Genomic DNA, 15226 nt, shown 5'->3' on the forward strand with positions numbered 1-15226 from the left:
ATTTATCTAATAAGCCCTTTATGTACAGTATCAAATTAAATCACTTTTTGTTGAAAAACTTGCTAATTCTTACATTACAGCAAGTTTTTTTGTTTGTAAACAGTGAAATTACGCGTAGTTTAAATAATATCCCTATTTCCCTATTTCTATTTTTCCCTATATCCCTATAGGGATATTTCTATTTTTCCCTATTTCCCTATTTCCCTATTTTTTAGTTTTTTTTCTCTTTAAACCTCTCCTTGAAAATCTTCACTCTCACTTACTTTTCAAACCCGACTCGGATTAAAAATTCCCTTTTAAATCAACGTTTTTGTTATAAATTATTAACTCTATCATTCTATTGCATATACAGAACATCATTGTTATAATTCATTTAATAATATAGAAATATCCCTATTTCTATAATTAGAAATATCCCTATTTCCCTATTTCTATTTTTCCCTATTTCTATAAAGGGATATAGGGAAATTTTAAAAAATATTACTGGAGTGTTAAAAATGGCTATTACAATTACGGTTGGGAATTACAAAGGTGGCGTTGGTAAAACCACAAATGCTGTATTAAACTCTTATGAAGTTGCGAAAAAAGGAAAGCGAACGTTACTCGTTGACCTTGATCCGCAGAGTAATGCAACGAAGTCTTTAATGTTAACGAAATCCATTCTTAATCCAGATGAAATTGTAACGGTTGAAAAAACATTAATGAAGGGGATACAAGAAGGGAATTTAGATGGTTTAGAAGTGGAAATCATGGAGAATTTATATTTAATTCCTTCTTATGTTGATTTTCAAGATTTCGCAAAGTTCCTTTATAAGACTTGCACTTCTGAAAAAGAGGAAGATCATTACTTTAAAGGATTACTTGAAAAGATAAAACATAAATATGACTACATATTTATTGATGTTCCTCCTATGTCACTAGAAGTTACGAAGAACGCCGTTGTAGCTTCTGATTATGTTCTAATTGCTTTACAAACACAAGAACGTTCTCTTACTGGTGCAGAGAACTACGTTAATGAACTCATCAAGTTGAAAGAAAAATATGATCTTGATATTGAAGTAGTTGGTATTCTTCCTGTCTTATTAAAAAATAATGGTAAAGTTGATGAATACATTATGGAAAACGCTCGTGAAATCTTTGGTGAAGAGAACCTATTTAAAAATGTCGTTCCTCAAATGGAGCGTATTAAAAGATTTGATGTAAATGGTATTACTGAAAAAGATAGACATGATATGAATGTAATTGAATTATACGAAACGATTAGTGATGAATTATTATCTCGTATCGATATGTTTGAAAAAATGAAGGTTGGTGTGTAATATGGCGAAAACTCCTGGTTTGTTAGGTAGAAAGAAAAGGAACTTTGAGCCTACTGAGCCTTATGTACCAAAGCAAGGACAAGCTGCGATTGACAATAACGCTGAAGCAACTGCTCCTTCTCAACCTAAGACAGAAGAAAAACAAGTAACTCGAAAAGCAAAAAGAAACGAAAAAACTGAAACAAAAAAGAAATTTAAAAATCAGCAAGGCAGTATTAAAATTTCTAATCAATCAAAAGAAGAACTTGAAGTATTAATGAAACTTACAAACACAAAATTCGCTTATGAAATCATAGATTTACTTATAGATCGTTATGTAGAAAACGAACTAACACCTGAGCAGAAAAGGAAATTCAAGCTCTTAACAGAGATGTAAAAATATAAAAATTTAGAAATATCCCTATTATTATAAGTAGAAAAGTAGAAATGAATACTTTTCTACTTATGCGTAATTTATCTAGTAACACCCACCAGAACTTCCACCACGGCTTTTTCTTCTCTCTTGCCGCTATAATTCTTTTACGATATTCCTACATTATTTTAAATATTAATAAGAACAGAAAAACAAGGAATACATACTTGATTCAAATGTAAACTTTTAAATATTAGTTTACATTCATTTCCCCTTAGTCATTGACTTCTCACCGAATCCCCTGATATCCTCAATTTATATAATAAAAGTATACATTCAAAACACTGTAAATAAAGAGGTCGAAAATCCATGAACAAAAAACCACATCTCATTGATGTCCAACCCATCCGTAGCAAAGAACAAATCGAAGATATGAAATGGGCTCTTAAACGTCATTGTTCCGAACGAGACTATATTCTCTTTCTTATTGGAATTCATACCGGACTACGCGTAAGTGATCTACTTCAACTAGAAACACAAACCATAGTAAAACTAAAACGAAAAAAAAGAAAAGAATTTAAGATCAAAGAAGGAAAAACGAAGAAAGAACGCATAATTAACCTTACTTCCATTTTTGATGAAGTATACTCTTATGCTCAAACTCTAGATGATACCTGGTTATTTCCTTCCCGAAAAGGAGACAAACCCATTAGTAAGATCCAGGCTTATCGACAATTGCAAAAAACCGGAGACTTTGCCAGTGTAGAGTCCATTGGTACCCACACCATGCGCAAAACCTTCGGCTATTGGTTCTATAAACAAACAAAAGATGTTGCTATGTTGCAAGAAATATTGAATCATAGCACACCACAAATCACGTTGAAATATATCGGTATCAACAAAGAAGAGAAAGATAATGTACTGGATACATTCCGACTATAAATCGTTCTATAAACTTGTAAAAGAGATTGAACAACAATAACTAAAACAAAAATAAAGCCCCCTCACTTAATACAGGGGGCTTTACATTAAACAACTATTTATTAATACGCCTTTTCATCTTCGCTATTACTTCATCACCTTTAATAGACAACTCCTCATCACTCAAAGGACTAATTTTAAACTTCATTAGTTTATTAATCTCTCTTACTTCTTTTACATAAACTTGCGTTTCATTTTTATACACATTAGCTAAAGCATCTGCCCATACCGTTAATATCGCTAACTTCATATTTTCCAATAAATTATTCTGAGAAGAACCAGGATAACTACTTTTAAGGTCTTTATCCATACAACTCACGATATCGTTCAAATGCTTATCAGTCATTTTAAAATTCAATTGATGAGCATAATTATTTCTCAATGTATTTAATTTCTCGTATAGTGTCTTTCTACTTTCAGGAATCACTCCTAAGGCTATTCCTAATTGAACCTTACTTATAAACATAAATCTATTAGTAAGAATAGAACCCGGTTTAACTAAAACAGATTGTAACAATCTCTCAACTGCATTCTCAAGATACAAATGCCCTCTCAAAACAACCTGTAACTCATTTTCTCCATCAGTATCCCTTTTAAACTTTTGAGCTAACACCTTCGTTTCTGCATACAAAGCAGTGGTATAAGCATCCAACTCTTTTTCTAATTTCTCAATATACGTTTCCATATACGGTAAACTCATAACCTCACCCCTATACCAAAAAGAAAAATAATAACTTTCTACCTAAAATAATTCTTTTTATATGATTTTATCATCATCGCATGCTAAATATAAAAGTAAGCCCCTACATTCAGCAAGGGCCTGTACAAGAATCATATAAATTTAGCAACAAGAAGACCAATAGTAATCATATCAGCAAGTAAACCAACTAAAGTTACAGCAATCATGAATTTCTTCATAACATATCACTCCTTCTCTTATAAAAGCTTTGGTATAAGTAATATAGAAGAACAACCAAATAATTTTAGATCCCTACAAAAAATTTAGTATGTTCTCTTATACGGGTTGAGACATAAAGCATTAATACAGGTGCCAATATAAAATTTCTTATACTTTTCTTGTAAAATGACCACACTGCCCCCGCCCATCTATAAACGCACCGGCTTGTCTTTTAGAGCCATAGATATATACAGACAACAATCCACTTTTTCACACTCAATCAAACCGTTACAAAAGGATAGGCGCATTATCAATTGAAATTCGGTATACCTCTTCATATATAGGTGGCATTCGTAAGACGGAATTTCTCCTTACGTTTTGTGACACCTACTTAAAATTCTGCTTCTGTTTGTTTGACTATTTCTACACTTTAATAAGGGCATTACTATGAATAATAGGACGTACTTGTATTACCAACACGAAAACATAGGTGCGCTAATCTGATATGTTGGGTACACCCCTCATAGATATATACAAGAGATTCATTGCTTTAGTAACAAAAAAAGGCATGCAACAGATCATTGCATGCCTTTTTTATAACGCTACGATGCGTTTCTTACTATTTAACATTAGAATAATTAAAGTAATTAAAGGAGGTACATATATGGACATTGGAAAAAAAATAAAACATTTAAGATTAATAAATAACATGACACAAGAAGATGTAGCCAGCCAACTATTTATTTCAAGACAAGTTATATCTAAATGGGAACTAGGAAAAAGTCTTCCCGATCTAACCAATTTATTAGCCTTAAGCAATCTATTTAATGTTTCAATTGATTCTTTATTAAAGGAGGATTCAAATTTGCAAAATCAGATAATAAAACAAAGCAATTATAAAAGATACTTATTAATTGCCTCTCTCTACATATATTCCTTAATCGCTATTGTTGTTATATTTTATTGTCTCATTGCCTTTTTACTTATACCAAAAGACATAAAAACATCCGATCTAAAGGTTATTAACTCGCACTTTTATCAAGAGAGCGATAAAAAAGAAATTCTATATATTTATAGTAAATTAACACCTTTCTTCTCCAATTATTCAGGAGATTATAGCATTGAAACCAAAGATCATGAAATAAACATTCATGCTAATCAAAATTCAATTCCTTTTAGAAATAAAGATGTTTTATTTTCAATTGAAAAAGATATACCCCATGGAATAGATTGGGAAGAAAAAGATGTTTACATTGTAGATGAAAACAATAAAAAAATACTTATATATAACCATAAAAATAAACAACTGTATTACCAACTAAAAAATTAAAAAGTAGGCGATCAAAATTAAAAACATTTATAAATATATTTTTATACTAACTACGCTTATTCTTAATATAATTAGTTCTCTACTCATTATGAATACTGCATTTACACCAGGAAATATGCTATTTGCTATTACATTTTTATTTTTCACCATGCTATTCCAATCAACTACAATGCTATTCATTATATATATGATTAAAAATGAAATATCTAAAAAGATAAAAATAATATTATATGTTTTTTTAACACTAGATATATTAATCTTTTTATTCTTAATCAACATGACATATATAGTAGCAACATCATTAAAATATTATTAACATCACTATAGCAAGGGAATGCTTGTAGACTAATCTATACTGCATTCCCTTATTGTATGTATGCTATATTTTTATTCGCCTTTTTCTAACAGTAGAACCACGAAGTTTGGCGAAGACATTGTTTTTTCCCTTTACTGGGGCATCCGTCCTACGCTTTTTATTCCACAATTTACTTGACTACGAGCCTCTCTCCCTCATAGTCAAGTGACTTTCGTGGCATAATTGCATAAGAATCAGTAGATTACTTCCAAAATTGATACCATTTCTTTTCATTACTTGCCGCAACCATCTGTTTTACTTCTTGAAGCTCACGCATAACAGTCATAACAGCTTTATCACGATCAGCAACTTGTTGTTTCTCTACGGTATCGGAGTGAGTTAATAACTTTTGTTGCGATTCCAATAAGTTTGTTAATTGAGCTATTTGTTCATTTTGATTCTGTAATTGTTTTTGTTGTAACTCCACTGTACCTTTTAATTCTTGCAATAATTCTTTTAAATCATCTGATTTAGGTGTTATAACAGTCATATTCTGAACTGTTAACCCTTCTTCTTCTAAAAGTAATTTACAAGCATCTTCCAGTGTAACTTGGGGCATACTTTTTAATTCTACTAACCTTTGTAATAATCCGATATCATAATCATCAAAAATAACTCGTTCTCGTTCATCTCTTTTAAAAGCATAACAGTTATAACTCTCAATTAATAAATAATATTTTTTAATCGTAGACGGTGATACTTTTAATCTTTTAGCAACTTGGGATACATTTTCATAAATTATAGGAGTCATAATAGTCATAACCTCCTTTTTAGTATTTCAAATTCGTTATAACGGTTATAACTCCTCTATCTTAGCATTTTAAATAAACTTGAGCTAAGTCTACTCTTCCTCTTCCGTGACCTAATTCTTCATGAACTATATTCATCGCATCTTGTACTTGCCAATAGGTAGTTTTAAACTCTTGACGAATCCCATAATCCGCGCGTTTTCCTCGCTCATGATTTTTCAGTATATAAGCCAATACTTTCTGTCCTTGCTCATAGGATTCCCCTAATAATTCTTTAAAACGTTCTCTCGCGAACGTATGACGGAACATATGCGTTCCATTCGTAGGAATCCCAGTTGTCCTTCCAGCTTTTAAGAGAGCTGCCCGCAAATTATTATCTTTAACTGGGATGACTTTTTCATGTAACTGTTTATCTTTAATCATTTCATAGATCTTTTCTTGCAATCTTTCAGGTATCTGAATTTCACGTCCCCGTCCACCTTTTGTAATTCCTTTTCCATTCTTAATCTTTAAAACACCATTCTTCAAATCAAAATGTTCTAAAGTCAGATTGATAACTTCCCTCGCACGAAGTCCCAAATGTAACTGTAATTGAAATGCATTCCGAACATGGATAGAGGGGATATTCTCTATTAATCTATTCACGTCTCTCAAGCTCATAGAGCGATTCTCGGGAGCTTTCTTATTTTTTTGGTTGTTATAGCTAAACACTCTTTTTTCAGAACAAAAGCTCACAGGGTCTTTTTGCAATTTCTCTGCTTGTCTGTGCATAGCTATTTGTAACTTCCTTAGGCACGTCTCAATATTCATTAGGTGTCCGTGGGACGCCCCTTCTTGTTCTTTATACTGTAAATAAGCATAATAATATTCTTCTTTAAAATAAACGATTCGTGTAATTCCATACTGTTCCCTACAAAAACGTGCAAAATCAATTGAAACCGATAGTGTATTTTGAATATGTTTAAAAGAATATAGCCCCCTCGTATGCTGCCCTTCTTTTTTTGCCTCATATTTTGATTGCCCAATACAAATAATTTCTTTTATTGCATTTTCAATTTGCCTTACAAGGGATACTTTTGAAGATCCTCGCCGTCTTCCCATATTCCCGCCGTCCTTCGGTCGGCCCGTTTTCGCTTACGCTCAAACGGGCATAATCCACCTTATGGTGCGCGGCGAATGCGCCGCACACCATAAGGTGTCAATCCGCTACTCCATATGTATCTGTAAAACTTCAATTTAAGCCTACGCCTGTCGCTCCATATTTAGCGTGGAGAGCAACTGTTATATCCACGTTTCTTTAGCAAATCCACTTGTCTTCGCAACGGCACGGCTATAGCCGTGCTTTCTTCGTACCTTGCGGTTCTCACTCCTTTTTTATATTGTTTAATTCAAAAACACATTCGTTCATTTTCATGATCTCATTAAAAATAAATAATTATATATAAAAAGAGCCGTTCCGGACTCAGAGTCATAAACACCATATTAGTGTCTGAATCTGAACCGCGAAACGGCTCTTGAATGTTTAAAAGAAATAAAAAAGAAAAGTAAATCTACATTAAATTTAACATAAATTAGGTATATATTCCATTGATTTTCATTGACTTTTAGAGTAGAGACTAATTCCCTCTTTTGAGTTTAACCCCTGTGTATTACGTATCTACCCATACGGTAAATGAAATTATTAACAGTTTAGCTCGTATAATAACAAATTTAGGTCAATGAATCCGGTGCATAATTGTTGTGTGAGTAATTGATAATCCTCTTTCTCCTATTATTTTCATCAAATTACGAAAACACAGATTGTAACGCAGGTACCACCTTACCACTAATAAGAATAGTTGAGACTAATAATCTTTACGCTTGAATAGGTTTTAGATCAGTGAGTATGGAACGCTATCAAAAAAAAACAGTACATATCGCAAGTTAAAATGTTTTGTACTATTGCTTACTCTTATCTATTATTTTTTACAGAATTTACGATACGGGAAAGCCCACGAACCTATATGGTCTGTTGTGGGAGTGGTGATGGAACAACGTAATCTTGCACGTCAGCGATACCAGAAATGGATTTTGCCTTTGGTAGCAAGAATCCCACTGGCGTTAGTCTGCTGGCCCCTTTAGGGGTGGGAGTGTCAAACCTACTATAGTTAAAAATTGTTTAGTAAACTAATTTATTTTCCCATTAAATATATCCTATAAATCTTATATGAAATTTAAAGTACAGGTACTAATTTCCACACAACTTTTTCTTTACCTAAGTAGGCTCTTGTAATAGGACCATTTGTTACTTCGATATCTTTATAATTAAGATACCCACCTTCTGCTTGCAATGTATATCCTCCTTCTACAGGAGTTATTATCCAATCAGCCGCGTATTCTTCAATCCAATGAATATCACCACTTCTCGTTATAAAGTGGTCAATAAGTCCTTTCACAGGAAACAGATAAAGCATCCCAATGTGGTATTTCTTTTTTTCTTCAGAAAAAAGCAATTTCATAGGAGTTCCTGAGGGTTCCTCCACTGTATTACTTAGTGAACTAACTACTAAAGATGGGAAAAAATAACGAGGTGACGTGTGAGTACTTAATCCTCTTGTTGGCAAATCTGCTGGAACTATATAATAATTTTTACTTGTGTCAATTCGCTCTACTAACACATCTACCGAATCGGATGGGGTAGATGCACTTGCTTTCTCTATTGGGGAAAATCCTAACAATGTAACTAAAACCAGAAAGGATAGTAATAATCCTTTAAATTTCACAAAAACACGTCCTTTCATACTTAAGCATTATAGAGATAAAAACATTTTGAGAACATAAAAGCCTACTAGTACTAGCTTATTATTAATTACTTATTCACGTATTATCATTTAAACAAGTTATATTTAAAACTTATATAAACTTTAAGACGCGGGTACTAATTTCCACACAACTTTTTCTTTACCTAAGTGGGCAAATGTAACAGGACCATACAGTGGCGATTCACCATCTTTATAACCAAGGTATCCACCTTCTGCTTGCAGTATATATCCTCCTTCTACAGGAATTATTGTCCAAGCAGCCGCGTATTGTTCACCCAAAATAAGATGTAAGCTACTACCTATAAAATTATAAACAAGTCCTATCCCAGGCAGCGGATAAAGCATCCCAATGTGGTATTTCTCTTTTTCTTCAGAAAAAAACAATTTCATAGGAGTTCCTGATGGTTTTTCCACTGTATTACTTGGTGAATTAACTACTACAGATGGTGAAAAATTTAAAGACGGAAGAGAGCGTAATCCTCTTGTTGGTAAATCTGCTGGAACTATATAATAATTTTTACTTGTGTCAATTTGATTTGCTACTTCATTTAATGGATTAGATGATACAGAGGCACTTGCTTTTTCTATTGGTAAAAATCCTAACAATATAACTAAAACCAAGAAAGATATTAATGCTCCTTTACTCTTCATAAAATCACCTCCTTTAAAATACTTAACTTATATAATAACTAAACAAACGAGAGTCTGAATATTAAGAAAATTAATTGTAAAATTTAGCATAATTCTTGTTCAACTATTTTGTTGCGAATACTATAATTAACACATTTATCGCTGTAAAAGCTTATTCAATTGCATTAGTAAGGATTCAAAATTTTAATAGGGAAAACTTAACCATGCTTAATAACATACATTATTCATGACCATTGCAAAAATTATTCTTTTGGAGTCTTTCCATGAAATAAATCCATCGTGTTTGACTTATAGGTGTAGTAGTGCGAAGTGTGGTTATTTAAGTAATTAGTACAATATGTAAATGACTGAGGAGTTACAAAGAAAAGTTTTCATAAGCAACCATTCCCAAAGGGTATTGGGATATGAGGTGACAGTTGGATTCGAACCAACATAAAAGGGTATGCTAACCTTGTACCATTCCTAATTGGCATGCCACCATATGAAAAATATTGATATACTAAAATAAAAGGCGACAATCGGATTTGAACCGATGATACAGGTTTTGCAGACCTGGGCCTTACCACTTGGCTATGCCGCCATATAATTCTCTATAAAAGAGAATTAACACTTTGTTTTACAATTAAAACAATGTTAAACATCATATCAATTGACCATTAATTCTGAATAAATGGATTCTACACCACATTATAGCATTGTTTATTTAATTTAGTAAATGAAATTACTGATTTTTCAAATATAACAATCATTTATAGGAAGCCTTCGACATTTTTTCTTCTGTGCCTATTGAAATTTCGTAGCCTCCCCTAGGCAAATAAGAGAAGAGGCATGTGACTTCAACGTACAAATATGTGTTTTATTATATGCATCATGAGTTGATCCTACTAAAATAGTGAACGAAAATTCGATATTACAGGATTCTCTTTCCCCTATAGATAGGGATAGTTCAATATCGTAAATAAACTAATTCTCTAAATTAAAGTTTTCTTTTTGAGCATAATTAAAGACTTTAGATTCCTATTTTTAGGTCAACAGATATATATCCTAAATATAGAATGAATATCTAATAAAATAATTTTGTACCTTGATAACACCCAATACCTTTTCTATCAAATAGCTTTTCTTTAAATGCTATAAGATCAGTGTAATAAACTATACCTATGACAACCTAGATTCAAGTATAAATCTTTTAGTGTTAATATGTTCTCTTTTTTAATCTTGAGTCCTTCGTTATCTATATTTAGGCATGATCATTGGATCAGGATATGTGTTCATCTGATTTGGTAAAAATGCAGCTATAGCAGCTGGAACTGTCTCGATATAGATATCGTCTGAACCCGCGCCAGTTACAACCTGTTTTAATTCATTTTCATCAACTATACTAATCAATCCACCAGTATTCCATTTTTGTTTTCGCATTTCATCTGATTTTTTTCTTCTAAACATTTGATATCCACCCTTTTTTATAATTTTTTAGTTTGAATTTAAGTACGTAGAAAATATTTAAGATATTTCTCTTTTAAATTGCTACATTTTATATTTTTAAAGCTTAAATGTTAAATTTATAGTTTGTATCGGTATGAATGATTATTTATGATTCCTCTATATAATTTTTTAGGAAACCGCACTTGAGAAATAGATCTCAAGCGCGATTTAAATTAATTAGCATCTTTTTTTCTTTGAGGCATAAAGGTAGTAACAAATGCAACAAGAGCTATCCCTAGACCTAATCTTTCAGGAATGTCAATATTTAACCCGTTATTCCATTGATATATAAAGGAAGCCAAGATTAAAAGGATAACTACCCCACTTGCATATCTGATTAAATTACGGTCTTTTTTTGTTTGAACTTTCATATCTATCCCTCTTTCTTTTTTATTAGATTCATGAATATATATGCTTAATTTGCTAGTAACTTGTAATTCGGTTCTATATCCTTGAAGAAGGAAGAGTAATAACCAGCTTTTAGCATTAACTCCTTATGAGTACCTGATTCTATAATAGTTCCTTTATCCATCACAATTATTAAGTCTGCATTCATTACTGTAGTAAGTCGATGTGCAATTACAACCCTTGTACATTTTATTTCATTGAGATAATCATCTACCTTCTTCTCATTCAGATGATCTAATGAACTTGTTGCTTCATCTAATACTAAAATGGATGGTTTATGAACTAAAGCTCTCGCAAGTGCAATACGTTGTCGCTGTCCTCCTGAAATATTGAACCCCATCTCAGATATGAACGTATTATACTGCATAGGCATCTTCATAATGTCATCATGTATTTGAGCTACCTTAGCGGCTTCAACAACTTCTTCTATCGATATATCCTTATCGTAAATTGCAATATTTTCAAAAATAGTCTTATTAAATAGTGTAACGTCCTGAGGAACTACACCAATTTGACGTCTCAATGATGATTTTTCGATATTACTTAAATCCACATCATCATAATATATTTTCCCCTCACTCGGATTATGCAATCCCAATAGTAGACGGGACATGGTACTCTTTCCAGCACCAGATTCTCCAATAATCGCTACTTTTTGGCCCGGTTTAATTTCTAAATTAATATTTTCAACAGACATTGGACTATATTTTGTATATTGATAACTTACATCTTCAAAACGTATACGACCTTCAAGATTAGTTATCTCTTTCATATCCGGAGTTTGTTCTTCTTTTGGTGCATCTAATACATCTTGTACCCTTCTTAAATACGTACCAGTTACAAAGAAAGAATTAAACATTTGGACAATTGACTGACTTAGCCCAAAAAATTGATTGGAAATAGCATGAAAAGCTACTAGATTTCCTAATGTTAACTGATTGTTTAAAATCAAATATGCACCAAGCCACAGAGTGAATAAAGGAGCTAAACTCCCAATAGAACCACTTACTGATTGAATATAATTATTAAGGTTTTGCTTCTTTCTATAAGCTTTTAGCAACTTTTTAAAATTTTTATTCCATCGAGTAAATATTTTATCCTCGATTCCAGCTGTTTTAACATTGAATATTCCATACAAAGTCTCTGTTTGAATACTTTGAACTTCACTATTCGCCATAATTTCTTCTTGGCTAACCTCTTTTACTTTGGAGCGTGTAGCAATTAATAAAACTGCGTTAAGTGCTGTGAACACTAAAACAGATACCGTTAAAATTGGTGATTTAATTATCATGAAAACAAATATTACAATTAGTAAACCAACATCTAATATACCCTTAATAAGGTTTGATCCAATCATATCTCGAATTATTCTTAGACTATTTACCCTAAATAGAAGATCTCCAAATTTTCTTAGGAGGAAAAAATGATAAGGTAAATGAAGTAAATGATTAATAAATTTACTCATCATTTGTTTATCTAAAAAGTTCTCCATTACAATTACAACCTTACCTCTAACTATATTGAATAGAAATTGGAATCCTACCACAAATACTATTGATATTAAAAAGATATTTAACAAATTAAAATTTTGAGGTGAAATAACATGATCTATTAAATATTGTATTAGAAGGGGTATACCTAAAGTGAATAATTGTAACACAAAGGACAGTAGGACTAAATTTATTAATAGGGATGGTCTCTCTTTCAATATATTAATATATGGTAACCATAAACTTTTAGGCTTCTTCTTAACAAACCTTTCACCTGGTACGCATGTCATAACATATTTTGAAAAATCCCTTTCAAACTCTTCCTTTTTTACCTTATTTCTTCCCACAGCGGGATCAACAATTATTACTCCATGTTCAGCTACTTCCTCTAGTACTACATAATGTTTTTCCTTCCAATAAATAATGCAAGGGAGTGGGATTTTATATAACTCATCATATTCTTGAATTTTAAAACAATTTGCTTCATATCCTAATCCCTCAGCTAGATGCTTTAAATGAAATAGTGACGTTCCATCTCTACCATTACCAATCCTTTCATACATATCATGAAAAGATACGGTACTATTATGATATTCGGTAATCATCGCTATACAACAAAAACCACATTCAGTCTGTTGGGCTTGTTCTATAAATGGTACCTTTTTCTTAAACATCAACTAGGCTCCTTTCTATATAATTTGTTGTACTTAAAATATAAATGCTTCCTAATGTTAATAACAATTAGTAAAATAGGATTAAAAAAACAGCAAATTAATGCTTATTTTTTTGATCCCATTTTACTAATACAAAAAAATTTAGAGTTAAATTCCTTCTAGATATGGAGTTTAATAATAAACGCATTATCATAAATCGTATCAAAGAACACGTAGAATATCTCGTAAGAGCGTTAAGTGACTGGGAGTTCTGTTTTGTTTAAAAAATAACCTGCGTATAAACAGTAAAAAGAGTCCATCATAACAGATGGGCTCTTTTTACTGTTTATTAAAATAAGGTATTATTAAGATTTCTCAAGATTCACTTTTCATATTACACGGTCTTTTTCAATGTCTTTACATAACGCACTGTAATTACAATCATACCAATGGTAAATGCGCTTATTGATGTTAATAATATACCAATAGACACTATACCTTGATCAACTAATTCTATAGACTGCAATGGTAGAGACCATATATATAAAAACCCCAACTTTGCTTCTGAAAAAATAAATACCCCAATTAAAGATAGAATTATATTAAGAAATGTAAAAGTGATAGATGTTTTTATAAATAAGAATAATAAAAGTTGCACTGTTATTAGAGGCAGTGTTGCAACAACAGAAGTGAAAAATACTTTAACCATGAATAATAAAGGAAATGGATCTGTAAAATCAAAATATCTTCCTAATACATATAAGCTTATTAAAGCGATTAAGTGTACTACAGAAAATAATAACAAACTAGATACTAATTTAGATAAAACAATTTTAAAGTTAGTAATCGGAGATAAATGCATTATTTTCCAATTAGTTTTACTTTCAAACTGGCAGAAGAAAGTTGTTATCATCCCTAAAATGACCGGGAGAAAAAAACCAACATAGAAAAAAGATACTAACATCCATACGCCCATCCATTCATTATCCAAACCATGATTATATTTTCCTACAACGTATTTAGTATACATAACCATTGAATATATAATCGGACAAAGTGCTAAGATGAAAAATGTAATTTGTTGTGGATGCTTTCTTATTTTTATCCAGTCGGAATAAATTAAATTTATCATTTGAAATCTCCTTTTTAATTTTTATTATTGGTTTTAATAAATATGATATATCCAATTCCTAAAATAACAGCAGTAATAGGAATTCCCGCTAGCATGTACCATTTATCGTACGCCCATAATGTATTAAAAACCTCTAGATTATTCACATAATTAATTGGAGAATATAAAGTTTGATATGAAATAGGGAACCACCAAAGCTTAGTTGAACTTAATATATCGCCGAAAAGATACGAACATAGGGCTAGCGTTACAATCACTGATTGATTCGATACGTTAATGGATATAATGAACGCCAAAGCGCAGAATGGAACACTAATAAGAAATGGATATAACGTAAAAATAAATACCTGCTGCATTGAAATCGCATCCAAAGAGATACCTAAACCTGGAATTAATAATACTGTACAAAGCATATGCATTAAGGTTGTAATAATAAAGGCAATCATAACAACCACAAACTTACTTAGATACACATTTAATTTCTGTACTGGATACGATAGTGTTCTGGCCCACGTAGAATTTTTATATTCAATATTGTTTACACTCGCTATAATAAACACAATAAAAAAGTTTAAGATGTATTTTAAGATTTGTAGATTTATGCCAAATACCATTTCTAATT

The 15226-nt window shown here is 31.5% G+C and carries 14 protein-coding genes, 2 tRNA genes and 1 pseudogene; 4 read left to right on the forward strand and 13 right to left on the reverse strand.

Annotation, left to right across the window (positions count from 1 at the left end):
- Positions 1–497: 497 nt before the first annotated feature.
- From QCI46_RS29705 to QCI46_RS29715, 3 genes are all read left to right on the forward strand, one after another.
- Positions 498–1319: a ParA family protein gene (locus QCI46_RS29705; RefSeq protein WP_001018647.1), complete on the forward strand. Its 822-nt coding sequence runs from the start codon at positions 498–500 to the stop codon at positions 1317–1319.
- Position 1320: 1 nt separating this feature from the next.
- On the forward strand, positions 1321–1695 hold the full coding sequence (locus tag QCI46_RS29710; protein WP_330939299.1) for a hypothetical protein: 375 nt from the start codon (positions 1321–1323) through the stop codon (positions 1693–1695).
- Between the two features lie 345 nt (positions 1696–2040).
- Positions 2041–2613, forward strand: coding sequence for a tyrosine-type recombinase/integrase (locus tag QCI46_RS29715; protein ID WP_353842194.1), 573 nt, complete (start codon positions 2041–2043; stop codon positions 2611–2613).
- Positions 2614–2707: 94 nt separating this feature from the next.
- Here QCI46_RS29715 and QCI46_RS29720 read toward each other — a convergent pair whose 3' ends face one another.
- Positions 2708–3352, reverse strand: a complete 645-nt coding sequence (locus tag QCI46_RS29720) for a hypothetical protein (protein ID WP_353842195.1) — start codon at positions 3350–3352, stop codon at positions 2708–2710.
- An 862-nt stretch (positions 3353–4214) separates the two neighbouring features.
- Between QCI46_RS29720 and QCI46_RS29725 the strand changes: the two genes are divergently transcribed.
- Positions 4215–4880 (forward strand): helix-turn-helix domain-containing protein, encoded by a 666-nt coding sequence (locus QCI46_RS29725; protein ID WP_353842196.1) that lies wholly within the window; start codon positions 4215–4217, stop codon positions 4878–4880.
- Positions 4881–5437: 557 nt separating this feature from the next.
- Here QCI46_RS29725 and QCI46_RS29730 read toward each other — a convergent pair.
- The 12 genes and pseudogenes from QCI46_RS29730 to QCI46_RS29785 all read right to left on the reverse strand — a co-directional run.
- Positions 5438–5986, reverse strand: coding sequence for a DUF3967 domain-containing protein (locus QCI46_RS29730; RefSeq protein ID WP_353842197.1), 549 nt, complete (start codon positions 5984–5986; stop codon positions 5438–5440).
- Positions 5987–6047: 61 nt separating this feature from the next.
- Positions 6048–7085, reverse strand: coding sequence for a tyrosine-type recombinase/integrase (locus QCI46_RS29735; protein ID WP_353842198.1), 1038 nt, complete (start codon positions 7083–7085; stop codon positions 6048–6050).
- A 617-nt stretch (positions 7086–7702) separates the two neighbouring features.
- Positions 7703–7810: pseudogene (locus QCI46_RS29740) on the reverse strand (IS6 family transposase); the annotation flags it as partial.
- Between the two features lie 387 nt (positions 7811–8197).
- Positions 8198–8746, reverse strand: coding sequence for a hypothetical protein (locus QCI46_RS29745; protein ID WP_353842199.1), 549 nt, complete (start codon positions 8744–8746; stop codon positions 8198–8200).
- A gap of 141 nt (positions 8747–8887) precedes the next feature.
- A complete protein-coding gene (locus QCI46_RS29750; protein WP_353842200.1) occupies positions 8888–9436 on the reverse strand; it encodes a hypothetical protein in 549 nt (182 codons plus the stop codon).
- A gap of 407 nt (positions 9437–9843) precedes the next feature.
- Positions 9844–9915, reverse strand: a tRNA-Ala gene (locus QCI46_RS29755).
- Positions 9916–9945: 30 nt separating this feature from the next.
- Positions 9946–10016 (reverse strand) — tRNA-Cys (locus QCI46_RS29760).
- A 650-nt stretch (positions 10017–10666) separates the two neighbouring features.
- Entirely contained in the window at positions 10667–10882 is a 216-nt protein-coding gene (locus tag QCI46_RS29765; RefSeq protein ID WP_000489763.1) for a hypothetical protein, read from the reverse strand.
- 212 nt (positions 10883–11094) lie between these two features.
- The gene (locus tag QCI46_RS29770) at positions 11095–11292 is read right to left on the reverse strand and encodes a hypothetical protein (RefSeq protein WP_000868149.1); all 198 of its coding nucleotides are present in this window, start codon (positions 11290–11292) and stop codon (positions 11095–11097) included.
- 44 nt (positions 11293–11336) lie between these two features.
- Complete coding sequence (locus QCI46_RS29775; RefSeq protein ID WP_000473622.1) at positions 11337–13493, reverse strand: peptidase domain-containing ABC transporter; 2157 nt, start codon at positions 13491–13493, stop codon at positions 11337–11339.
- A gap of 373 nt (positions 13494–13866) precedes the next feature.
- Complete coding sequence (locus tag QCI46_RS29780; protein WP_097889995.1) at positions 13867–14604, reverse strand: ABC transporter permease; 738 nt, start codon at positions 14602–14604, stop codon at positions 13867–13869.
- Between the two features lie 14 nt (positions 14605–14618).
- On the reverse strand, positions 14619–15226 hold a 608-nt coding region (locus tag QCI46_RS29785; RefSeq protein WP_353842201.1), incomplete at its 5' end, for an ABC transporter permease.

Source organism: Bacillus cereus group sp. RP32, assembly GCF_040459735.1.
Classification (GTDB): domain Bacteria; phylum Bacillota; class Bacilli; order Bacillales; family Bacillaceae_G; genus Bacillus_A; species Bacillus_A wiedmannii.

Coding starts and splice junctions, on each gene's coding strand:
- QCI46_RS29770 (WP_000868149.1), bottom strand. CDS start 11,292: ATGAAAGTTCAAACAAAAAAAGACCGTAATTTAATCAGATATGCAAGT.
- QCI46_RS29710 (WP_330939299.1), top strand. CDS start 1,321: ATGGCGAAAACTCCTGGTTTGTTAGGTAGAAAGAAAAGGAACTTTGAG.
- QCI46_RS29750 (WP_353842200.1), bottom strand. CDS start 9,436: ATGAAGAGTAAAGGAGCATTAATATCTTTCTTGGTTTTAGTTATATTG.
- QCI46_RS29775 (WP_000473622.1), bottom strand. CDS start 13,493: ATGTTTAAGAAAAAGGTACCATTTATAGAACAAGCCCAACAGACTGAA.
- QCI46_RS29725 (WP_353842196.1), top strand. CDS start 4,215: ATGGACATTGGAAAAAAAATAAAACATTTAAGATTAATAAATAACATG.
- QCI46_RS29720 (WP_353842195.1), bottom strand. CDS start 3,352: ATGAGTTTACCGTATATGGAAACGTATATTGAGAAATTAGAAAAAGAG.
- QCI46_RS29765 (WP_000489763.1), bottom strand. CDS start 10,882: ATGTTTAGAAGAAAAAAATCAGATGAAATGCGAAAACAAAAATGGAAT.
- QCI46_RS29705 (WP_001018647.1), top strand. CDS start 498: ATGGCTATTACAATTACGGTTGGGAATTACAAAGGTGGCGTTGGTAAA.
- QCI46_RS29715 (WP_353842194.1), top strand. CDS start 2,041: ATGAACAAAAAACCACATCTCATTGATGTCCAACCCATCCGTAGCAAA.
- QCI46_RS29735 (WP_353842198.1), bottom strand. CDS start 7,085: ATGGGAAGACGGCGAGGATCTTCAAAAGTATCCCTTGTAAGGCAAATT.
- QCI46_RS29780 (WP_097889995.1), bottom strand. CDS start 14,604: ATGATAAATTTAATTTATTCCGACTGGATAAAAATAAGAAAGCATCCA.
- QCI46_RS29730 (WP_353842197.1), bottom strand. CDS start 5,986: ATGACTCCTATAATTTATGAAAATGTATCCCAAGTTGCTAAAAGATTA.